Here is a 21,880-nt window from a genome sequence, read left to right as displayed (position 1 = left end):
ACGACGCGAGATAAATGACTATGATGGCCGTACCTGCTTTATTGACTGACGATCAGCGTGCCATATTGGCGCTGTGGTTTGAGGTCAACGCTTCTCTTTCCGCCTATCACAAGCTTATTACCTCTTTTGGTCATGCACGGCTTGCTTGGCAGGCCAAAGTAGAGGCGTGGCGGCAGTTGGGTCTGCATCATACCCATCTCAAACGTCATGAGCAGCCAGAGCAAACGCGCAGCAGTATCGACACCATCCAAAAAGCGTTAACAGAAGGACGTTATGGTCTGCTGTTTGCTGACCAACCTGATTATCCTGCTCAGCTCTTAGAGATTTATGACCCACCACCTTTGTTGTTTTATCGTGGCAATCGTTTGCGCTTGCAGCAAGCACAGATCGCTATTGTCGGTAGCCGAAAGCCCACAGCCCATGCACAAAAAACCACGTTTGATATGGCGCAGTATTTAGCGCAAGCGGGTTACATCGTCACCAGTGGACTTGCTATGGGTGTGGATAAACGCGCGCATTCAGGAGCGTTGTCACAGGTAGAGTCTGACTATCAAGGTCGCACAGTTGGGGTGATGGGGACGGGCATTGATGTCAATTATCCCAATCACCATGATCGATTATTCGATCAGATTGTCGAGCAAGGGGGCTGTATTATCAGTGAGCTACTACCGCACACCCAGCCACATAAACATACCTTCCCGCGTCGCAATCGCTTGGTGGCAGGATTGAGCCTAGCGACGATTGTGACAGAAGCCAAGGTGCAAAGTGGCTCATTGATTACCGCGCGCTTAACCTCAGAACAAGGCAAGCAAGTCTTTGCGATTCCCAGCCATATTGACAATAGCAATGCTGAGGGTTGTCATCATTTGATCCGTGAAGGCGCGACCTTGGTTTATCATCCGCAGCAAGTGATCGAGGATGTTAACAATCAACTGGCCCATGTTAATTATACGGATCGTTCAGCCAATGGTGCTGATGCACCTGCCTTTAGTGTCAATAATGCTCGTCGTCCATCCTTTCAACCTACCGCTGAAGGTCAAGCACCTATTACTAGCCATCAGTCGCCATCGAACATCAAACCGAGCGCTATTGCTGTACCTGAGCACTTAACCGCAGTGTATGAGCAACTTGATTGGCATGGACAGGATTTGGACGCGCTTATCACGGCTACCAAGCTTGCACCGCCACAACTCATTGGACAGCTGATGGAGCTTGAGCTACTCGGTGTGATTGGCGTCCAAGGTGGCCGTTATTTGCGCGTTTAGAATGAGCGTTATCTTGATCACAATATGACGCCATCTTGACATAACAATACCGTGTCTTTTTAACGTCTCAATCGCTTTTTTAGCCGTTTATACTCCTCATGCTCCAAGGTAGCACTGCTGCTGTGTTATGATTTCTACTGTTTCTTCTACTCTCATAAACGATTCAAGCTATGAACCAATCTACTCCTATGACGACCACTTCTGTGAGGCAAGCAGCCGACTGCTTAAAAGCAGGACAGCTATTGGCGTACCCAACCGAGAGTGTGTGGGGTATCGGTTGTGACCCGTATAATGAAGCAGCCGTTCAGCGTATTTTGGCCATCAAGCAGCGGCCACAAGACAAAGGCATGATCGTCATTACCGACAGCATTACGCGTTTGGCACCGTTATTGGCTCCCCTAAATGACGCGCAACGCGATGCTATCGTAGCGAGTTGGCAAACAGATAGTAAGCGTACAGACCTGCAATACAAGCAGGCGCATACTTGGTTACTGCCTATTCCGCCGAAGTTTGCTGATGTTATTCCTGTTTGGATTACCGGTCAGCATCAGACTGTGGCCGTTAGAGTGATTACTCATCCTATGATCCGTGAGCTTTGCCAGCAGTTAGTCAGTGCTCAGAACCCCTTTGGCTTGCTTGTGTCCACCAGCTGTAATCCTTCAGGGCAGCCGCCTGCTAAAAACTTCACAGAAGCCTATGCTTATTTTGGTGAACAAATCAGCTACTTGCCAGCCGAGACGTTGGGCTATACGTTGCCAAGCCAAATACGAGATGCTATAACAGGATCAATCATCCGCTAAAGAATTTTTAAGGGTTTAAAAGTTAATTTATAAAGTTATTTCACTATTGACAGAAATAAAAGAATGGCGCAAGATAAGTTTATTAAAATTGATAAATAATAAAGCGAGTGCCCGTTATGAAACTAAACCCTGTTACTGAAAAATTTATTCTACATTGGGGTGAGATGGGTACGCAGTGGGGCGTTAACCGCACTATGTCGCAGATTCATGCCTTGCTTTATATCATTGGTAAACCGCTGAACGCGGAAGAGATCACTGACACACTAGGGGTTGCGCGCTCCAACGTATCAAACAGTATTAAAGAGCTACAAAACTGGGGTTTGGTACAAAAAGTTTCTATACTCGGCGATCGACGCGATCACTTTACGACCAATACTGACGTTTGGGAGCTGGCGCGTATCATCGTCATTGAGCGACAAAAGCGCGAACTTGATCCAACCGTGCAGTTTTTACAAGAACTGATGGACAGTCCGGAATTTGAGAATGAGAACAGTGAGGTAAAAACCCGTATTCGTGAAACGCAGGAGTTCGTTGATACCGTCACCACTTGGTCGTCTGAAATGCTTAAATTACCGACAAGTGCGCTTAAAAAGATATTAAAACTGGGCGCAAGTATTAAAAAGGTTCTGCGCTAAGCTATTTAAAAATAAAAAATTTGCGTGATAATTTCAGTTTCGACAGAAATAAAAGAAAAAATTAAGGATGTTTGAATAGTAATCATAAAGGGATGGATAAAATGAAAGCAAATACTGCCCACAACAAACCTCAAGCGATTAAGCGCGCGATTGGCTTAGTAGAGTGGCAAGACTTGCGCCAGTTGACGCGTGGTCAAATTGCTTACAACCTCATTTTACCTTATCCGTTTTTACTACTGTCATGGTGGTCTGCCAGTCAATCATGGTATGTATTGGCCTGTATGTTTTCTTATTTATTTTTTGCCTCCGCTTTTCGTCAAGCTCACGATGGCTACCATCATAGTCTAGGCACAGGCAAACATACGACGACCGTCTTGTTACTGTTGTTGAGCGTGTTATTGATGACCAGCTTACACAGTATTCGAGCCACGCATATGGAGCATCATCGTAACCCGCTGGGCGATAGTGATATTGAGGGCAATCTGGCAAAGTTGTCATGGTGGCAAGCGATGCTCGGCGGCGTGAGCTATCGGTTTGCTATCTATCGTCAAGGGTTACGCCTAAGCAGCCAGCGCAATCAGCGCATCGCTTGGTTAGAGTTTGGTTTGATTGCTTTGGTCATTATGGTGACGCTTGTATTAATCCTCATGAATGTCTCTACTCTTAGTTTATTGACACAAGTACTGCTCTATCACCTAGCGACCATGATGCTCGCCAATGCCAGTGTCGGTATTATCGCGGTGTGGGGCGTGCATCATGATTGTGAGGAGACGCTCGCTCGTACTGAGCGTAATCCATTGATCAATTTGCTGACCTTTAATTTGCTTTATCACGTGGAACATCATCTATTTCCTGCGGTACCTTCCAATCACTTACCTGAGCTTGCAAAGCGTCTAGATAAAGTCGTGCCGCATCTGACTGAGCAGCATGTAACGCCTGATAGAGCAGCCGTTATAAGCGTTATAGACAATCGCTGGCAAAAAATAAAAGAGGGCAGGCGCAAACGTCATGATGAAAATGAGTGTCCGATTCGTAAGCGTTTTGCGTAGTGAGACTATTAAGTTAGACAGTCAACAAATTAGACAGCTAAATAAAAGGATGATTGTATGCAAATATTATCGACTCAGCCAAGTGATCGTTTAAATGTTTATCCTGAGAAAAAAGTGCATAGAACTTTTATACTTTCTGGTACTTTGTTTCAACTAATCTTATTTCCATTTGCTGCAACTTTATTCACTGCTGACGCTAGTATAGGTTTAATGGCTATTTTGTTTTTTCCAATATATATCCTCGGTGGTTGTCTATTTGGACTGGCCATCATGTCTATCGTTAGCACTTGGCATGTCCATAAAAAGCGATTTATTAAAAAAGGATGGTGGATACAGACTTTTTCAGTTGGTTATCTTATAACAACGGTCTTCTACGTTATTTTTCTGAGTTCTATGATAGGTATCCTTCCTTCGCTGGCTATTGGTCTGGCAGGAGGTGTAAGTGCAGTATTAGCAGGTATGTCGGCTTTACCTACAGCACCAATATGAATTTTTATGCAGGGTTTTGGGGCAAGTGGGTGATGAATGAGTTTGTAGAGGACACGCTAGGCTTATACAAAAATCGTTTAGAAAATATGTAAACAAAATGACCTTAATAATATGATTATAAAAATTACTAATCATCAATTATCCATCGCAAATCCATCGTCGCTACCAACGCCCTATTTATACTCAATTAACGACGAACGTTAAGAGGATAAATATCATGAAAATAGACAACGATCTGATAGGTTACCCTTATATACAAGTGGTTATTTTGTTTGCAAGTATTGGTAGTGCGGTAGGCGGCGTGATTGCAAAGCTGAGTCTGTTGCTTGTCTTTAGAGAAGCTGACTTTGCCCAAATTGGTTATCAGCCTTTGCTATATGTCGGTTTGCTTGGTTTTATTCCTGCGCTATTGACGGGCATTATCGTCGCTGGTAAGAACCTATGGCGTAATGATAAGAAGAGCATAAGTCGGGTGTTTGCAATCGGGTTTGTAACCTCAGCGTCTTATATAGGAATCATCATTCTATATTTGGGGATAAATTCATGGATAGAGATCGGTGTGCTAATCGCTTTTATGATTGCTACAGGACTGTTTGGCGCTATTAACGCCGCCATCGCGAGCGCCATTGCCTTACCAAAGTCATGTAAAAGCCGTTTTGACAACAGCGGCAAAATAGAACAGGATAATTCTCAAAGGTTATCTTCTTTTAAATAACGATAAACACAACGTAAGGATGTGACTATGAATGTTTTAATCAGCGGTGGCTCAGGATTTTTAGGAAGGGCACTGAGTAAAGAGCTTCTAGAGCGTTATCAAAATAATGATAGAAACATGCATATTACGTGGCTCACGCGTGATAGCAGTCAAGCGCATCCTAACAATGTTGCCATGATGACTTATGATGAGCTTGCAACGTCTGATAGCCATTTTGATGTTGTTTTAAATCTAGCAGGTGCTGGTATTGCCGATAAGCGTTGGAGCGATGAGCGTAAAGAGCAACTGCTTGCCAGCCGTATCAAACCGACCAATGCGCTACTGGCATTTATCAATCGTACCGCTGTGAAACCCAAGTTACTCATCAGCGGTTCAGCGATTGGTTGGTATGGTACGCAAGGAGATAAGCCTTTAACCGAAAGCAGTGGCTTTGAGACCGACTTTGCTCACAAGTTGTGTGAAGAGTGGGAAACGTTGGCGTTAAAAGCAACCGATGATGGCGTGCCTGTGGCAATCGTGCGTACGGGTGTGGTCATGCATCCGGACGGCGGTATGCTAGGCAAGCTTTTGACCCCTTTTAAAATGGGTGTTGGTGGACAATTGGGTGATGGTAAACAGATCATGAGCTGGATCAGCCGTGAAGATTGGGTAGGGGCAGCGATATTCATCATGGAGCAGCACCTTGCCAGCCAAACCGATGCGCAGCAAGGTATCTTAAATGGTGAAAATGCGCTTAAAACTGACAATGACGTGTCGGCGGTGGTTTACAACTTGACGGCGCCCAATCCAGTGTCCAATCACACATTTACCAAGACACTTGGCACGTATTTACACCGTCCAACCTTTTTTACATTGCCAGCGGCGTTACTCAAGCTGATGTTTGGCGAGATGTCGACCTTACTAATCGATGGTCAAAAAGTATTGCCGCAAGCATTACAAGATTTAGGTTATGAGTTTAAACAACCAACGCTCAAGCAAGCCTTAACAGAGCAAAAAGGGTAATGCTCCTCTTTGTTTCATGTGAAACATAGCTTTTATTCATACAACGCGTGTTTCATGTGAAACATAATAAACCCTCTTAAAAACCTCTACTACGACCCATAAAAGTAGTGGAGGTTTTTTGATTGGCAGCAAACATAGCCCGTGTTTATTTTAGTTTTTGCCCCCATTATTTTAGTAAGGTGGTTTGAATAGTAACAATCAAGGATTGCCCATGCGCTATGCGTTTTTTATTACCATTTTTGCATTATTACAGCTCTTCAGTCTGGGTACGGCGCTAAGCTTGCAGTGGTGGCTACAGCCTTGGCAGATTGCCACCTCACAAACCATGATATGGATTGCTGTCTTTGTGATTACCAACGGCTTACTTTTACTAAGCGTAAAAAGGGCGTTTGCCAATAGTTATCGCTGGATAAGTGGTTGGATGCTTGTTATGCATTTTGTATTGCTGACGGCGTTACTAACGAGTTTGTTGTATGGCGGATACGGGCTAATCATGTCCACGATGGGCGATGCAATCACAACGCCTGTCTCAATGACCTCTGTTTCGATAGATAATGGCTTACGAGCACTGGCAGTGACAATCTTCATAGGACTGTTTATGCTTTCGCTGTACAGTGCGTATGTCCCTGTGGTACGCCGCGTGTCTGTCCAGATTGATAAACCGCTGCCTAAACCCTTAAAGTTAGCAGTAGCCAGTGATTTGCATCTAGGACGCTTGTTTGGCAGCAATGCGATAGACAGATTGCAGCGCTTGGTTGTCAAACATAAAGCCGACATTTTGCTGATGCCAGGCGATATTATGGATGACAACACGCAAGCGTTCGCTGACTATGAGATGGCCGTTAATTTAACTAAGCTGGTGAAAAGTGTGCCCTATGGAACGTATGCCACGTTAGGCAATCATGATTTGTATGGTCATGAGCAGCCGATCAGTGAGTCGCTGCGCAGCGCTGGGGTCACATTGCTAAACGATGAGGTTCAATGTATCCATCATGGAAGTGCACCCATTTGGCTGGTGGGGCGTTTTGACAATCACAAATCCCAGCGTGTGGCGACCACTGAGTTATTGACGCAGGTAGATACAAAGCAGCCAATTATATTGCTCGATCACAGACCAAGCAATATTACCGAACACAGTCAGTTGCCGATTGATTTACAAGTATCAGGGCATACTCATAATGGTCAAATTTTTCCAGCAAACTTCATTGTAAATGCCATCAACCGCTTGGGTTATGGCTATGAAGCCATTGGCAAAGGTCACTTTGTGGTGTCTTCTGGTTATGGCTTTTGGGGGATTCCTTTTCGCTTGGGCTCGCGCTCTGAGATTTGGTTAATCAGCTTGACTGGCAACCCTGTTCGCAGCGCCCATTTGTAAGCTGGCAAGTACTAAATGTTAATTAAGCAGAAAGTATTGAGCAGTAAACAGTAAACAGTAAACAGTAAGCATCAAGCCGCTAACCGAGAGTCAGCATTGATGAGCTCATGTACGAAGTGGGCAAAGCCATCAATGATATCGCTGGTTTCTTGACCAAGATCTTTATGCACGCTCATAAAATGGATGAAACCATGAGGCGCGCCAAGTACTGTTTGTATACTGACAGCGATGCCATGATTTTCTATTTGTTTGGCATAGGCAAATGCTTCATCACGCAGCACATCCAATTCAGCAGCGATCACATAAGTGGGGCACACTTTGCTGTTATCACCAAGCATGGGCGAGTTAAGAACATGCTGGCGTGGTAACAGACTGTTTTGAAAACAGGCATCCCCAAATACTGCGACATCCGCATGATCTAATAGCAAACCCTCCCCGTACAGATCCCAGCTTGGATAGTTAGTCTCGATGTCAGTCACAGGATAGATAGGCATTTGGGCTAGCGGCGCGGGTAGACGTTGTAGTAAATCAAACATTTTCTGACCATTATTGCCCAAGTCTAGCCAAGCTTGTTTATGCGGCGCGGTTAATTGCTGCGCCATTAGCGTCGCCAGTCCGCCACCTGCACTATCACCAGCGAGAACAATACGTGATGATAAGGCATCTAAGGTGTGGCAGTGCTCAGTCAACCAAGCGTAAGCGGCAATACAATCTCTGAGTGCATCTGGTGAAGGATTCTCAGGCGCTAAGCGATAATCAACACTGACAATCGACCAGCCCGTGCGCGCGCAAACGGCGTGGCAGAATTCATGATGGGTATCAATATTACCTATACAAAAGCCGCCGCCGTGAAAGAACAACATCACCGTTTCATCCGGATTATGAGGGCGTCGCTTTTTAAATTTCAGTCTCCTAGGTTTGCTGTCTGCTCGATAGCAACGAACCGTCATATCACCTGAATCGGCATCCGCGATCACCTTGTCTGTCCAGCGAACAGGTCTCTCACCTTTTTTGGTAAAGCGTTTTATATTACTAAACATCGCCGTGTTGGCTTGCTTCCACACTTTTGGCGCTTGCATGGCCACAGCATCGATGGCAAATCGTTCTCGTAACTCGGACATCTGCGCGAGCTCTAACGGGGTTTTGAGGTAACGGTTCACCGCGAGTATCAAGCGCAGGTGGGCATCGGCATGGGGATATTGCCTTGATGTTGGCCCTTTTAAATAGCCAATCATGCGCTCCAATATGAGCGGTGGCAAGTGACCCACGCCTTTCATCGTGTGATGCAATGTATGCGGTTGATAGCGGGTTAGTGGCTTGTAGCTCAGTACTTTGTCTTTAAAGGTATGATGCTTTTTTGGGGTATTACTATTTATATGGTTGCTTGTATCGTTCATTGCTCGGTCATTAGCTGCTACCTCATTGTCTACTTGGACAATTGAAGCGAGCTTTACCGTCATCAACGCTTTATTCAATAAGCTATTAACTGATAACACTATTGAATTAGACATAATATTTCTCACCAATGAGGGTCAGCAACATTGTTTGATAGTGTTGAGGCTTGCTTAACCCATATCTGTTTATTGCTATGATAATGTAATCAACCATAAACTGGGTATTTTTTTGGTAATAGCTTAGGAGTTAAAGGTAAAAAATTTGGAATGGCTATGTCTTGCTACGGAGGTGGTATTTGTATGTTTACTGATCTTATATCTCTACCGGCTTTGTATGTTTACTGATTTTGTATTTTCAATGACTTTATATCTCTACTAACTCTATGTCTCTATCGACACGCTATTTCTACAGCGATTTTTAAAGCGATAAAGTGTTCTAGAAACCTTTTTCTTCCTATTTAACCTGTATTTGTTGTTAATGCGAAAAATTCCTTTGCTTTAGGCTTGAAATTTATAGCCACTACCTTTATCAAGCAGCTAGTAAAACGCATTCATAACAACAATGAGTAACCACGGTTAGTATTTATAAAAGCCACAATAAGTGCGGCGTTTAGTCAGGTTATTGTGGCTGACATCAATCGTCATTATTAATATTCTAAGGAGCCATCATGAGCGAGCAAAATAACAACCACGAATCCCCTGAACAAAATGTGGCGCATGATAACATCAATCACAGTGACAGCATTTTAGAAGAAACCATGAAAGAATTTGATCCAAAAAACAACTCAGGTGAAGAGGTGATTATCGACAACGAAATCGATCTAGATACCTTTAAAGCACGTATTGCTGAGTTAGAAGGCGAAGTTAAGCAGGCTAAAGAAGGCACTGCTCGCGCCAATGCAGAAGCTTATAATGCGCAAAAACGCATGGAGCAAGAAGCCGATAAAAGCAAAAAGTTTGCTTTGCAGAAATTTGCCAAAGAGCTACTAGAAATCGTTGATAACTTAGAGCGTGCAATGGAAAACGCCGATGCCAACGATCCAGTCGCAGAAGGCGTACAACTCACGCATAAAGCGCTTGTGGCGGTATTGAACAAAAATGGCGTAGAAGCGGTTGACCCACAAGGCGAAAAATTCAATGCAGACCTGCATGAAGCCGTTGGCATCGATCCAGATGCAGAAGCCGATACCGTTGGCACAGTATTGCAAAAAGGGTATAGCTTGAATGGTCGTCTACTACGCCCAGCAATGGTACGCGTGGGACAATAAATTTTAAAACCATAAACCTTACTATTATTAGGGTTTATCGAAAAAAGTCATAGGAAATACCATTTTTGCTTAATTCTTGACTTGAAAAAATCAACCGATAAACCGATATATAGCAACAAGTGACCGATTATGGTCAGCAGATGAAACCATTTATATTTAAAACAATTAGGAGCATTTGATTATGGGTAAAGTAATTGGTATCGATTTAGGTACAACAAATTCATGTGTGGCAGTGATGGAAGGTGACAAAGTTAAAGTCATCGAAAACGCTGAAGGCACGCGCACAACCCCATCTATCGTCGCATACAAAAATGATGAAACCTTGGTTGGTCAATCAGCCAAGCGTCAAGCAGTCACCAACCCAAACAACACGCTATTTGCTATCAAGCGTTTGATTGGTCGTCGCTTTGATGACAAAGTCGTGCAAAAAGACATCGGCATGGTGCCCTACAAAATCGCCAAAGCAGACAATGGTGATGCTTGGGTAGAAATTAACGGCAAAAAGCTAGCGCCACCACAGGTTTCTGCGGAAATCTTGAAAAAAATGAAGAAAACAGCAGAAGATTATCTTGGTGAAAGCGTGACTGAAGCGGTTGTGACCGTCCCTGCTTACTTCAATGACTCACAGCGTCAAGCCACCAAAGATGCCGGTAAGATCGCTGGTCTTGATGTAAAACGTATCATTAACGAGCCAACTGCCGCTGCACTTGCTTATGGTATGGACAAAAAGCAAGGCGATAGCACCGTTGCTGTTTATGACTTGGGTGGTGGTACTTTTGATATCTCAATCATCGAAATCGCTGATGTTGATGGCGAGCAGCAATTTGAAGTACTGGCAACCAATGGTGATACATTCCTTGGCGGTGAAGATTTCGATTCTGCGTTAATCGACTATTTGGTTGATGAATTCAAAAAAGACCAAGACGTTAACCTAAAAGGTGACTCTTTGGCCATGCAGCGTCTAAAAGAAGCCGCAGAAAAAGCGAAAATCGAGTTATCAAGCGCGCAGAGCACGGAAGTTAATCTACCGTACATCACCGCTGACAGCAGTGGTCCTAAGCATTTGGTTGTAACGATCAGTCGCTCAAAACTAGAAAGCCTGACAGAAGCATTAGTACAACGTACCATTGCTCCTTGTAAGATTGCGCTTGAAGATGCTGGCCTAAAAATTGGTGACATCGATGACGTTATCTTGGTGGGTGGTCAGACTCGTATGCCATTGGTACAACAAAACGTACAAGAATTCTTCGGTCAAGAGCCACGTAAAGACGTGAACCCTGACGAAGCAGTCGCAGCGGGTGCAGCGATTCAAGGCGCGGTATTGTCTGGTGACAAAACGGACGTTCTATTATTAGACGTGACGCCATTGACGCTTGGTATCGAAACAATGGGCGGTGTGATGACGCCAATCATTGAGAAAAACACCATGATTCCGACTAAGAAATCACAGGTATTCTCAACGGCAGAAGACAATCAGCCAGCAGTAACGATTCAGGTGTATCAAGGTGAGCGTAAAATCGCTAACCAAAACAAACAGCTTGGCCGTTTTGATTTGACGGACATTCCACCAGCACCACGTGGTCTACCACAAATCGAAGTGACCTTTGACATCAACGCTGATGGCATCATGAACATCTCAGCGAAAGACAAAGGCACTGGTAAAGCGCAAAGCATCCAAATCAAAGCAGACTCTGGTTTGTCGGATGAAGAAGTCGAACAAATGGTGCGTGACGCTGAAGCCAACGCGGCAGAAGATGAGAAATTCGCCAATCTTGCGCAAGTGCGTAACGAGACAGATGGCCGTATCCATGCCGTACAAAAAGCGTTGAAAGAAGCGGGCGACAAAGTCACTGACGAAGAAAAATCAACCGTAGAGACGGCGATCACTGAGCTTGAAACGGCGGCTAAAGAAGATGATCATGAAGACATCAAAGCCAAGCTTGAAGCGTTAGACAATGCGTTCTTGCCGATCAGTCAGAAGATTTATGCTGATAGCGGTGCAGGCGCAGAAGGTATGGATCCAAGCCAGTTCCAACAAGGCGCGGACAATGCTGCAGAAAGCAACCAAGCGGATGATGACGTCGTTGATGCTGAGTTCACTGAAGTAGACGAAGACAAAAAGTAAAGTCTGCATCAGTATTAGCGATCAAAATTTGCTAATTGTCTTATAAAAAGAACGCACCTTTCGAGGTGCGTTCTTTTATTTTGTAAGGGTTAGGCTTAGCAATTAAATAGGAAGTATTGCTGAAAAATGAGCCTGTAACAGAATGTTTCATATCTCGGCCTTTGTAACCCGTGCACTGATAAATACTTTCAAATCTTAACTTCCATACTATTAAACACTGACAGAGTGTTTGAAATAGTTTGTTACTATGTACTCATCGTTAGCAAACAAGGCGATGCGGTCAAAAGACCAATATAAATGAATAACTTGTTTGTCCAAATTTTTTAAGGAATTAACAATGAAAACATTACAAAAAACACTTCTTGCATTAACCGCTGGTTCTTTATTAAGCGTGGGTGCACAAGCTGCCGTTTCTTATGGTAACGGTTATACTGGTCAGCCATATGCTGGTGTAAAAGTGGGTCAGTTTGACCTAGACGTAGATGGCGCTGATGACCCGACTGCTTATGGTGTCTATGGTGGTTACAACTTTGATCCTAACTTTGGTATCGAAGCTGAATACGTAGGATCAGATGATGCTGACTACCGAGGCGGCGACATCGACGCTAAAACATACGGCGCTTATGGTACTTACCGTTATGCTTTCCCAAATACTGGCTTATATGCCAAAGGTAAGCTAGGTGTGGCTAAAACTGAAGTAGAAGGTGACTATGTTGCTGGTATTTCAAGAGTCTCTTTCTCAGATGACGATACCAGTCTTGCTGGTGGTGTAGGTCTTGGCTACTCAGTAAACCCTGACTTCAGTGTTGAAGCTGAATATGACATGTTAGGTAATGATACTGACCTAATGACAGTTGGCGCACAATTAAAATTCTAATGCTTTGTTAAAGCTAGTATTAATCAAAAAACGATCGCTTCGGCGGTCGTTTTTTTTATATTGTCTTAAACATAAAACAGTTGTGTGCTTTTGAAGATAATGTTGGTAATATATGATTATCATCTACAGATAAGATGATATTTTAACGGCCAACAGTCTTGGTAAAAATTGACTGTCAATTGAAATATCCTTAGGAAATACCATGAAAATTTTGCAAAAGACACTACTGGCTTTAACAACAGGCGCTTTATTGAGTGTCAGTGCACAAGCTGCAATCAATTATTCAGGACAGCCGTACGCTGGTGTAAAAGTTGGTCAATATAGTCCAGATGACGTGGATGATGATGCTGTATCATATGGTGTGTATGGCGGCTATAAATTCACTTCGAATTTTGGTATTGAAGCTGAATATTTAACCACTGGCGATGCTGATGCTTTCGACGAAATCTCCGAAAAATCTGAGTACAATGCAGACGTTTACGGTTTGTATGGTACCTATGATTATGTATTTCCAAATACTGCTCTATACGCAAAAGGTCGTTTAGGCATTGCAAAAAACAAAATCGATGTAGACTATACAGATAAATTTGATTCTAGCGAAAATGAAAGTTTTGGCTATTCTGACACAGGTGTGGCTGGTAGTTTAGGTCTTGGCTACAATATTACTCCTATGGCTGGTATTGAAGCTATGTATAACTTTTATCCTACCATCGAAGATGATGGGGCTGATTTAGATTCTAATGGTATCACCTTGGGTGCGCATTACAAATTCTAAGTCTTATGTCTCAATCAAAAAACGATCGCTTCGGCGGTCGTTTTTTTTGGGCGCTATATTTCAATTTTTTATTTGCAAGTTTTTTACTGTACGATATATTCAGGGTAAATTGATGATTTTTAAGGAGTTATAAAGTCTAAAAGTGTGTTACATTAAAAGCTAGAATCGTAGAGTAACAATAGGAGAAGTTGTAATGATGGAGACTCTATGGATGATTGAACCTTGGCATTGGTTGGTGCTGGGCTTTATATTGCTGATTATCGAGATGTTTGTGCCAACCTTTGCAAGCCTTTGGTTTGGTGCCGCTGCCATTATTGTGGCGGCCTTAACTTGGTTGCTGCCTATTTCTATCTCTGTTCAAATCATTATTTGGTTGATACTTTCTGCGGTTTTTTTGGTGGTCTGGTTCAAGTTTGTACAACCCTTATCGGTGGACCGAACCAAAGCGGGATTGGGCGGTAGTGTCATCATAGGTGAGACAGGAATGATCGTCATACCACCACAGTCTGATAGAGCAGGCGTCGTACGTTTTAGTGTGCCCATTGTGGGAGCGGCGGAATGGATGTGCCGTACCACAGGGGAGGTAATAGCAGTCGGTGAGCGAGTTATAGTCACGGATATTGTTGGTAACGAGTTGATTGTGAGTAGTATGCAGCCACAAAGCACGCTCATCAACAAGCGAGCTCTCCAAAAATAGATAAGCATAATAATAGGGATGAATGATGGAAAGTTTTAGTATTGTCATGATCGTACTGGTGGCACTGGTGGTGTTTACCATTTTTAAAGGGGTTCGGATTGTACCGCAAGGATACAAGTGGGTCGTGCAGCGCTTGGGCAAATACAGTCAGACGCTAGAGCCGGGACTCAACCTTATTATTCCTTACGTGGATGATGTGGCCTATAAAGTGACGACCAAAGATATCGTCCTTGATATTCCTTCACAAGAAGTCATTACACGAGACAATGTCGTAATTATCGCCAACGCGGTCGCCTATATTAATATTGTACGTCCTGATAAAGCGGTTTACGGTATTGAAGACTATGAGTATGGTATTCGCAATTTGGTACAAACCTCGTTGCGTTCAATCATCGGTGAGATGGATCTGGATAATGCGTTGTCTAGTCGTGATGAAATCAAGGCCAAGCTCAAACATGCCATCTCAGAAGACATCTCTGATTGGGGTATTACGCTTAAAACAGTAGAAATTCAAGACATCAATCCCTCGCCTACCATGCAGACCGCCATGGAAGAGCAGGCAGCCGCAGAGCGTCAACGCCGTGCTACTGTGACGCGCGCTGACGGTCAAAAACAAGCCGCTATCTTAGAGGCAGATGGTCGCTTGGAAGCGTCACGCCGTGATGCAGAGGCGCAGGTGGTACTTGCTAAAGGGTCTGAAGAGTCGATTCGCCTTATCACCAATGCGATGGGTACCGAAGAGATGCCGATTGTGTATTTGCTGGGTGAACAGTACATCAAAGCGATTCGTGACTTGGCAGAGTCTGATAACTCAAAAATGGTGGTCTTACCAGCTGATATTCTCAGTACGGTAAAAGGGATGGTCGGCGATAAGTTAAAAGTTTAAAGAAAGACTACTGTAGTCAATAATATAGATATAAAGCTTTATAACACGTGACTCGTAAAAATTTTTCTTGCTTGCTGTGCCCATGCCGACAGAGGCGGCAAAAAATTTATTCTAGTCACGCTGACTATTTTTTATACTGACATGATTATATCTTGTTATAAAAAAAGACCTCAAGTGAGGTCTTTTTTGTGGTTGATAGCTGCTTAAAAATTGGCTTAAGCAATCATCTATCTAAATCACTTTTGAAAAACGGTTTTTGTGCTTCTTATCAAGATATTCATCAAATACCATGGCGACGTTACGACCCAGCAAGCGACCTCTTGGTAAGACACGAATACCCGCCGCATCCATATCAATCAAGCGATCCGCTTGCATCTCGCCCAATTGTTGAATCTCATCGATAAAATAAGTAATCGCATCAATCCCGAATTTTTGATTCACGTCTTTGAAGTCAATATAGTCGTGACACAGCAGATTCATGATGACGTATTCACGTAAGCGATCTTTGATTGAGGTTTTAATGTATTTGACCGCAGGCATCAGCATAGGATTGTTTTGCGCGGCATTAATATTGGCCTGATAAGCCTCTAAATCCGTGTCGTTTTGTAGGATATAGCGCGTATTGGCGTTGGCAATTTGGCTGATAGAAGACACGCCAAATCCCAGTAAGTCACAGTCGCCCATGATGGTGTAACCTTGGAAATTGCGATGTAACTTGCCTTCGCGCTGAGCAATCGACAGCTCATCGTCAGGCTTGGCAAAATGATCGATACCAATATATTGATAACCCCCTTCTGTCAAAGTATTGATGGTATTACCGAGCATCGCAAGCTTATCAGCTGCGCTGGGTAAGTCCTCATCTTTGATTTGACGTTGGGCTTTAAAGCGCTCGGGCAAATGCGCGTAGTTAAACACCGACAGACGATCAGGCGACATCTCAATAATACGGCGTACCGTCTTTTCCAAGGTGTCTGGCGTTTGATGCGGCAAGCCATAAATCAGATCAATATTGATAGAATGAAAACCAAGTTCGCGCGCCTCAGTTAAGACATTTTCAATCAATTCGGCTGAATGGACGCGATTGACAGCGATTTGAACCGCTTCGTCCAAATCTTGTACCCCCAAGCTAATGCGATTAAACCCAAGGTTACGTAGTACTTTTAATGTGTCACCACTTAGCTCGCGCGGATCAATCTCAATAGAGTAGTCCCCTTCGTCTTCTGGCAGAAAATCAAACTGCGTCTGCAAAAACTCCCACAGCTGAACCATTTCTTCATCACGTAAAAACGTAGGCGTACCACCGCCTAAGTGCAACTGCTTAACCACAGGGTTGCTGCTGTCCTCAGGCGCTGATAGCAGACGTCGTTTGTGCTTAATCTCAGCGATGAGGTACTGTAAGTAATCGCCTGAGTCGCTGTTCTTTTTAGTGATGATTTTATTACAAGCGCAGTAGTAGCAAAGATGCCGACAAAAAGGGATGTGAAAATATAAAGATAGCGGGGCGCGGGTTTCACGATTTTCAAGAATTTTGGTTTCAAGGCCTTCAGGAATAGGTGAGAACTCCAATGCCGTCGGATAGGAGGTATAGCGTGGTCCTGATCGATTGTACTTATGAATGATCGCTTCATCAAATGGCGGTAGCTGCTTGCTGGTGATACTACCGCGCGTGCTAGCATAAGGACTGTCGAGCTGCACAACAGGGCGCGTGGTCGATGGCTGCGCTTCCGCATTGTTGTAAGGCTGCGGGTTGTTTTGTGCTGAATGGTCTGTCATGCGGTATTCCTCGTTTTATCCTAGGATGGCGACTTATATAGTCAGTAAAAAGTAATATCGACACATCATACTCGGCTCATATCAATTTTCTTGCTTGCTATGCCTGCGCAGACAGAGGCTGCAAAAATTGATATGAGCAGTACCGTAGCGTTTTTATTGTTCTTTAACTATATATTATCAATGGCTACATACAGAGTGACCATTATAACAAATCCTTATTAGTAGTGGGGTGGTCCGTGCGTACACAAATTTTAAAAGGAGACTATAGTAATGTCACTATAAAAAAGAGCCAGCGTGGCTGGGGTGAATTTTTTGCAGCCTCTGTCAGCAACGCCGCAGCCAGCAAGAAAAATTGTACCAGTCACGCATTATAATGTCGTGTATCAATTTTATTGAGTATAATTTTCAATTCAGTTTTTTGCTTAAAAAAACCCCAGCATTGCGCTGAGGTTCCTTTGTGTCCGATCATTTATGCTTACTATTCTCTTAATTGAACCATATTACCAACGGCTTGCTCATTGATATCCGTCTTATTAAAAGGCAGGCGAATCCAGTCTTTTGCTGAGTAGCGACGCGTCTGATCACGGTGATACGGGCGCGTACTGTCTGCTGATTGCGAGTAAGCCAATAGCGCCTCTACCACAGGGCCTTGACTGTCAAAGGTGACCGTCTGCATGTACGTTGGGCCTGAATTGATAGGTTTATACGTACCATCATCATTCAGACCTGGCCCTTGCGCCACGTTAAAGATACCTTCACGACCAAGCCCGCCATGCATGGGAACTTTTGAACTGTTACTGGCATCGACGACATATTGCAGGTCGGCCAATGAGGCATCAAGGGCGATATTTTTGTTAGTAAAAAAGGCAATCGCATCGCCTAGTGCTTGACGTGTGCTGTCGTTAATAATCAAGTCACGAGGCGTATTCACCGGATCATTGACGTCAAATTTTACATTAAACGCAGTGTCGGTGGTTTCATCGAACTTAACCTTGCGCCAAAACTCTCTGAACACATGAGCGCCTTTGCTATCAAGGTTGTTGCGGCGATCCCAATTGCTTAGCACTGAACACGCTTGAGTGGCGTCAATCGTACCACCACTGGTCAATGGCAGCACGGGGTTTGCCGTACAATCTGCCAAGACATCATCGAGTACCAATTCGGCAACGTAACTGCGGTTGCCATAAACGACATCTTGCAAATTATCTAAGTTAAAGGTATTGCCGCCCAGCTGGTCTTTATTGCTCAAACGATCTGCTATCTGGGTGAGTCCCATACGGGTACGCATCAACAAGGGGACACCGTTGACAGGGTTTGGTCCTAAGAAGGGTACTAGATGACGACGTAGCATTGGTGAGAATCCTGTTAATGGCTGATTGGGATTGCTTAACCAATAGCTGTCGTTTGAGTTGGCAACGTAGTCATCACGAATCAAGAAAGGCAAGTTTGAGCGTCCAAAAATACCTGCTTGCGGTGAGTCACTATCATTACCCCATTCACAGGCAGCTGTACTACCGTTAAGCGCTGGCAAGTCAGAGGCAATCAAAGCGCCAAGGAATGGCCCTGCGTTGGCACTACAAGCCTCTAGCTGTTGCTTGGTAACGTGCGGCACGGTTGAGATATCAGCATACAAGGCTTTGCCATAACGATCGGTGGCAATGGTATTGACAAAGCCAAGCCCCAGCGTGTCCTGCATTCTATCGACCAAATCCTCCACACTTTTTGCTTGGTTCATACTGCGCCATTGATTGAGTGCTCGCGGGTTTTCAGACGCGGCATCGCGAATGGTAAAGGCCAAATTATTGGCACCCCATGTCGGCAGTTGCGGGTTGAGCAAGTTGGCAGCTAGCATCGGCCCGTATTGTGACAGATAGATGGGACGAACCAAGGTCTGATCATTTGGCAATTGAATGGTGACAGGTACTGCTTCGATATCGCGCTGCTCAACCACACCCTCGCTATTTTGGTATAGATATTTCATCGGATCGCCATTCACCAAACTAAGCTGGTAGAGCGTGAAACGCTTGGCAGTAGATACCGTATGGCTCCACGCCACGTCTTTGTTAAAGCCAATATTGGGGAAGGGTTGACCTTGTTGCGCCACACCCATGACATCAAGCTCACCTGGCATGGTCAAATGAAACTCATAAAAACGCTGCATACCGTCCCATGGCTCATGCGGGTTGCCATATAACACACCGCTTTCAGTGCCAGTCACTTCGCTACCAAACGCGTAGGCGTTACTACCGCCGTTCATCACATTGATGGTGGACATATCAAATTTGACGTCGGGTTCTGGGCCAACGGTACGCATTCTACTGCTACTCATCACAGTATTTTGATCAGGCGGCGCAGCAGCGGCAATGGGCGCGACAAAGTTAGACAAGCCGCCTCGCAAGTTAGCTTTGCCGTATAAGGCCAGCAAGTCATCAATGGTGATCTCGCGTACCCATGCTGCGCCCGCGCAATCAGGATCAATGTTATCGACACCTTTATCACGTAGATAGCGACTGTAGCCGGCCGCGTAGCCTGTGACTGCATCAATGACTTCTGGATCTTGAGCGGCTAAAAAGTCAGCGCGGCGTTCTGGCGAGTTGTACCACGTATAAAACACATCGTTTGCCACATTGCCATCGTCGCCCAGATACAACATGCTTTGACCGCGAGCCACGACGATTTCACGTGCCAACGAGCAGATATTGTCCTCGGCAAAGGCATAACCCACGCCGTAGCCCAGTCCTTTATAATCGCTAGCGGTGATATGCGGTATGCCAAACTCAGTACGCTGAATATCTGCTGAATAGGTTTGCGGCGGTGTGATCGAGCGGTCATTGTCATTGTCAAAACAACCCGCCAGTCCAACTGATACCGCGAGCGAAAGTAGCGCGAGTTTGGGCACGCGCCGATTAAGCACTTGAATGCTCATAAGCTTATCCATCCATGGTTTGTTAAGGTGATATAAAGCGTCAAAAACGGTAACCATCACGCTTTATATGAGCAATAAAATCCTTTTATTGCTTATTTATCATATAACAATTTTCCCGCTTTATTCCAGTAAATAAGTTATATCGCAAGACACGACATTTGCGCACTGAATCATAATACTTTATCATCACTCACTCCCTTTATTTGGAAGCCGTGATGTCGTTTGCTCAAGTCTATACCCGTTCGGTCGTCGGTCTGCATGCACCCAAGGTCATTATTGAAGTGCATCTGTCGCAAGGATTGCCAGCACTGACCATTGTCGGGCTACCAGAAGCTGCCGTACGAGAAAGCAAAGATCGCGTACGCTCCGCCATTCTAAATTCCGGTTTTCAGTTTCCCAATCGGCGTCTGACGATTAACTTGGCACCTGCTGATTTGCCAAAAGACGGCGCGCGTCTTGATCTGCCTATCGCCATTGGCATCTTGGCGGCAAGCGGACAACTTGAACCAGAGGTGTTATCAGGGTTTGAATTTATCGGTGAGTTGGCGCTCAACGGCGAGCTGCGACAAGTGACGGGTAGCCTCGCCGTAGCAAGAGCAATAAAATCTGAGATATCTACTTCTAAAGCAACACAGAAGGCGGGGGTGGAAGAACAAGAGCTGAACGCGCCGCAACTTATCGTACCGATGCAAAACAGTACCGAGGCCAGCCGTGTTGATGGCGTGACGATACTGGCCGCAGAAAGCTTAAAAGCCGTTTGCCAGCATTTACAGTCTTTGAGTGATCCTAATGATGTGGAGGGACGTTTAGAAGTGGTACAGCCCAGTCCCACGCCAAAGCAGGTTGGTTATCAAGTGGACTTAGCCGATGTCAAAGGCCAGCATCACGCGAGACGCGCATTGGAGATTGCAGCGGCAGGTGGTCATTCATTGTTGTTTACTGGGCCGCCCGGTTCAGGCAAAACTTTGATGGCATCACGATTACCCACGATTTTGCCAGATTTGAGTGCCGAGGAGGCGTTAGAGGTTGCCAGTACTTACTCTGTGGCCGATAGCAATTACGACTATGGCACACGGCCGTTTAGACAAGTTCACCATACCATATCAGCAGTGGCGTTGGTTGGTGGCGGTTCCCGTCCCAAACCTGGAGAAATTACGCTTGCTAATAAAGGCGTTTTGTTCCTTGATGAGTTGCCAGAGTTTGATCGTACGGTGCTAGAAGTCTTGCGTCAGCCACTAGAAGCCAAGCAAATCACCATCAGTCGCGCCAACTCGCAAATGACCTTTCCGGCCAATTTTCAATTGGTTGCGGCGATGAATCCATGTCCGTGTGGTTATGACGGCGACACATCCGGTCGTTGCCGCTGCCGACCTGAACAGATTAAACGCTATCAAGACAAACTGTCAGGGCCGCTGCTGGATCGCATCGATTTGCACATTACTGTACCTGCCTTACCGATTGCCGACTTGCAAAACGCTCAGGCTGGCGAAACTTCCGAGCAAGTACGACTTCGGGTCGCGGATGCTCACAAACTGCAATTAAAGCGGCAGCAAAAAGTCAATAATGAGCTGAGCCCTAGCGAGATTGATCAATATATCCAGCTAGGAGAAGGCGAGCAGCAGCTTTTACAGCTCGCGCAGCAACGCCTAAACTTATCAGCGCGCGGTTATCATCGCGTCCTGCGAGTGGCACGGACGATTGCTGACCTTGCTGCCAGCATCGATATCACGAGTGCACACGTGTCCGAAGCACTCAGCTACCGTGGTAAATAAAAGTGGGTCGGTTGAGACTTAGAAATGATAGTCTCATCCCTTGTGGAGAATGATGTT

At 44.9% G+C, this 21,880-nt stretch carries 18 protein-coding genes; 15 read left to right on the top strand and 3 right to left on the bottom strand.

All coding sequences use genetic code 11. The features are described 5' to 3' along the window. Nucleotides 1-20 precede the first annotated feature (20 nt). From dprA to AAJP47_RS03945, 8 genes are all read left to right on the top strand, one after another. A complete protein-coding gene (gene dprA, locus AAJP47_RS03980) occupies nucleotides 21-1,265 on the top strand; it encodes a DNA-processing protein DprA (protein ID WP_497198695.1) in 1,245 nt (414 codons plus the stop codon). A gap of 170 nt (nucleotides 1,266-1,435) precedes the next feature. After that, nucleotides 1,436-2,065 carry an L-threonylcarbamoyladenylate synthase gene (locus tag AAJP47_RS03975; protein WP_346716622.1) on the top strand — a complete coding sequence of 210 codons (630 nt, stop codon included), beginning with the start codon at nucleotides 1,436-1,438 and terminating at the stop codon, nucleotides 2,063-2,065. Between the two features lie 116 nt (nucleotides 2,066-2,181). Further along, entirely contained in the window at nucleotides 2,182-2,700 is a 519-nt protein-coding gene (locus AAJP47_RS03970) for a GbsR/MarR family transcriptional regulator (protein ID WP_346716621.1), read from the top strand. A 101-nt stretch (nucleotides 2,701-2,801) separates the two neighbouring features. Further along, nucleotides 2,802-3,749 carry a fatty acid desaturase family protein gene (locus AAJP47_RS03965; protein WP_346716620.1) on the top strand — a complete coding sequence of 316 codons (948 nt, stop codon included), beginning with the start codon at nucleotides 2,802-2,804 and terminating at the stop codon, nucleotides 3,747-3,749. A gap of 57 nt (nucleotides 3,750-3,806) precedes the next feature. Further along, nucleotides 3,807-4,238, top strand: coding sequence for a hypothetical protein (locus AAJP47_RS03960; protein WP_346716619.1), 432 nt, complete (start codon nucleotides 3,807-3,809; stop codon nucleotides 4,236-4,238). A gap of 217 nt (nucleotides 4,239-4,455) precedes the next feature. Continuing rightward, the gene (locus tag AAJP47_RS03955) at nucleotides 4,456-4,953 is read left to right on the top strand and encodes a hypothetical protein (RefSeq protein ID WP_346716618.1); all 498 of its coding nucleotides are present in this window, start codon (nucleotides 4,456-4,458) and stop codon (nucleotides 4,951-4,953) included. A 27-nt stretch (nucleotides 4,954-4,980) separates the two neighbouring features. Continuing rightward, nucleotides 4,981-5,955, top strand: a complete 975-nt coding sequence (locus AAJP47_RS03950) for a TIGR01777 family oxidoreductase (protein WP_346716617.1) — start codon at nucleotides 4,981-4,983, stop codon at nucleotides 5,953-5,955. Nucleotides 5,956-6,139: 184 nt separating this feature from the next. Beyond that, entirely contained in the window at nucleotides 6,140-7,330 is a 1,191-nt protein-coding gene (locus AAJP47_RS03945) for a metallophosphoesterase (protein WP_346716616.1), read from the top strand. Nucleotides 7,331-7,401: 71 nt separating this feature from the next. On the opposite strand, the gene AAJP47_RS03940 is transcribed toward AAJP47_RS03945, so the two are convergent. After that, nucleotides 7,402-8,841, bottom strand: coding sequence for an alpha/beta hydrolase (locus tag AAJP47_RS03940; RefSeq protein ID WP_346716615.1), 1,440 nt, complete (start codon nucleotides 8,839-8,841; stop codon nucleotides 7,402-7,404). A 551-nt stretch (nucleotides 8,842-9,392) separates the two neighbouring features. Here AAJP47_RS03940 and grpE point away from each other — a divergent pair. The 6 genes from grpE to AAJP47_RS03910 all read left to right on the top strand — a co-directional run bounded on the left by grpE (nucleotide 9,393) and on the right by AAJP47_RS03910 (nucleotide 15,352). Continuing rightward, complete coding sequence (gene grpE / locus AAJP47_RS03935; protein WP_346716614.1) at nucleotides 9,393-9,992, top strand: nucleotide exchange factor GrpE; 600 nt, start codon at nucleotides 9,393-9,395, stop codon at nucleotides 9,990-9,992. A gap of 181 nt (nucleotides 9,993-10,173) precedes the next feature. Continuing rightward, nucleotides 10,174-12,117 (top strand): molecular chaperone DnaK, encoded by a 1,944-nt coding sequence (gene dnaK, locus AAJP47_RS03930; RefSeq protein WP_346716613.1) that lies wholly within the window; start codon nucleotides 10,174-10,176, stop codon nucleotides 12,115-12,117. Nucleotides 12,118-12,454: 337 nt separating this feature from the next. Then, nucleotides 12,455-12,994 (top strand): porin family protein, encoded by a 540-nt coding sequence (locus AAJP47_RS03925; RefSeq protein WP_346716612.1) that lies wholly within the window; start codon nucleotides 12,455-12,457, stop codon nucleotides 12,992-12,994. 202 nt (nucleotides 12,995-13,196) lie between these two features. After that, complete coding sequence (locus tag AAJP47_RS03920; protein ID WP_346716611.1) at nucleotides 13,197-13,769, top strand: porin family protein; 573 nt, start codon at nucleotides 13,197-13,199, stop codon at nucleotides 13,767-13,769. A 193-nt stretch (nucleotides 13,770-13,962) separates the two neighbouring features. Next, complete coding sequence (locus AAJP47_RS03915) at nucleotides 13,963-14,466, top strand: NfeD family protein (RefSeq protein ID WP_346716610.1); 504 nt, start codon at nucleotides 13,963-13,965, stop codon at nucleotides 14,464-14,466. A 25-nt stretch (nucleotides 14,467-14,491) separates the two neighbouring features. Beyond that, a complete protein-coding gene (locus AAJP47_RS03910) occupies nucleotides 14,492-15,352 on the top strand; it encodes an SPFH domain-containing protein (RefSeq protein WP_346716609.1) in 861 nt (286 codons plus the stop codon). A 231-nt stretch (nucleotides 15,353-15,583) separates the two neighbouring features. Here AAJP47_RS03910 and hemN read toward each other — a convergent pair whose 3' ends face one another. Together hemN and AAJP47_RS03900 are read right to left on the bottom strand one after the other, a co-directional pair. After that, nucleotides 15,584-17,125 (bottom strand): oxygen-independent coproporphyrinogen III oxidase, encoded by a 1,542-nt coding sequence (hemN, locus tag AAJP47_RS03905; RefSeq protein WP_346716608.1) that lies wholly within the window; start codon nucleotides 17,123-17,125, stop codon nucleotides 15,584-15,586. Nucleotides 17,126-17,603: 478 nt separating this feature from the next. Next, nucleotides 17,604-20,051, bottom strand: a complete 2,448-nt coding sequence (locus tag AAJP47_RS03900) for a penicillin acylase family protein (protein WP_346716607.1) — start codon at nucleotides 20,049-20,051, stop codon at nucleotides 17,604-17,606. A gap of 215 nt (nucleotides 20,052-20,266) precedes the next feature. On the opposite strand from AAJP47_RS03900, the gene AAJP47_RS03895 reads away from it, so the two are divergent. Continuing rightward, nucleotides 20,267-21,823 (top strand): YifB family Mg chelatase-like AAA ATPase, encoded by a 1,557-nt coding sequence (locus AAJP47_RS03895; protein WP_346716606.1) that lies wholly within the window; start codon nucleotides 20,267-20,269, stop codon nucleotides 21,821-21,823. The last annotated feature ends 57 nt before the right edge of the window (nucleotides 21,824-21,880 follow it).

This window comes from Psychrobacter halotolerans (assembly GCF_039680845.1).
Lineage (GTDB): Bacteria > Pseudomonadota > Gammaproteobacteria > Pseudomonadales > Moraxellaceae > Psychrobacter.
This window is presented reverse-complemented; position numbering and strand designations above follow the sequence as displayed.

Excerpts from the sequence above, each read along its gene's own strand:
- dprA (WP_497198695.1), top strand. The coding sequence starts at position 21 with ATGATGGCCGTACCTGCTTTATTGACTGACGATCAGCGTGCCATATTG.
- AAJP47_RS03975 (WP_346716622.1), top strand. The coding sequence starts at position 1,436 with ATGAACCAATCTACTCCTATGACGACCACTTCTGTGAGGCAAGCAGCC.
- AAJP47_RS03970 (WP_346716621.1), top strand. The coding sequence starts at position 2,182 with ATGAAACTAAACCCTGTTACTGAAAAATTTATTCTACATTGGGGTGAG.
- AAJP47_RS03965 (WP_346716620.1), top strand. The coding sequence starts at position 2,802 with ATGAAAGCAAATACTGCCCACAACAAACCTCAAGCGATTAAGCGCGCG.
- AAJP47_RS03960 (WP_346716619.1), top strand. The coding sequence starts at position 3,807 with ATGCAAATATTATCGACTCAGCCAAGTGATCGTTTAAATGTTTATCCT.
- AAJP47_RS03955 (WP_346716618.1), top strand. The coding sequence starts at position 4,456 with ATGAAAATAGACAACGATCTGATAGGTTACCCTTATATACAAGTGGTT.
- AAJP47_RS03950 (WP_346716617.1), top strand. The coding sequence starts at position 4,981 with ATGAATGTTTTAATCAGCGGTGGCTCAGGATTTTTAGGAAGGGCACTG.
- AAJP47_RS03940 (WP_346716615.1), bottom strand. The coding sequence starts at position 8,841 with ATGTCTAATTCAATAGTGTTATCAGTTAATAGCTTATTGAATAAAGCG.
- grpE (WP_346716614.1), top strand. The coding sequence starts at position 9,393 with ATGAGCGAGCAAAATAACAACCACGAATCCCCTGAACAAAATGTGGCG.
- dnaK (WP_346716613.1), top strand. The coding sequence starts at position 10,174 with ATGGGTAAAGTAATTGGTATCGATTTAGGTACAACAAATTCATGTGTG.
- AAJP47_RS03925 (WP_346716612.1), top strand. The coding sequence starts at position 12,455 with ATGAAAACATTACAAAAAACACTTCTTGCATTAACCGCTGGTTCTTTA.
- AAJP47_RS03920 (WP_346716611.1), top strand. The coding sequence starts at position 13,197 with ATGAAAATTTTGCAAAAGACACTACTGGCTTTAACAACAGGCGCTTTA.
- AAJP47_RS03915 (WP_346716610.1), top strand. The coding sequence starts at position 13,963 with ATGATGGAGACTCTATGGATGATTGAACCTTGGCATTGGTTGGTGCTG.
- AAJP47_RS03910 (WP_346716609.1), top strand. The coding sequence starts at position 14,492 with ATGGAAAGTTTTAGTATTGTCATGATCGTACTGGTGGCACTGGTGGTG.
- hemN (WP_346716608.1), bottom strand. The coding sequence starts at position 17,125 with ATGACAGACCATTCAGCACAAAACAACCCGCAGCCTTACAACAATGCG.
- AAJP47_RS03900 (WP_346716607.1), bottom strand. The coding sequence starts at position 20,051 with ATGAGCATTCAAGTGCTTAATCGGCGCGTGCCCAAACTCGCGCTACTT.
- AAJP47_RS03895 (WP_346716606.1), top strand. The coding sequence starts at position 20,267 with ATGTCGTTTGCTCAAGTCTATACCCGTTCGGTCGTCGGTCTGCATGCA.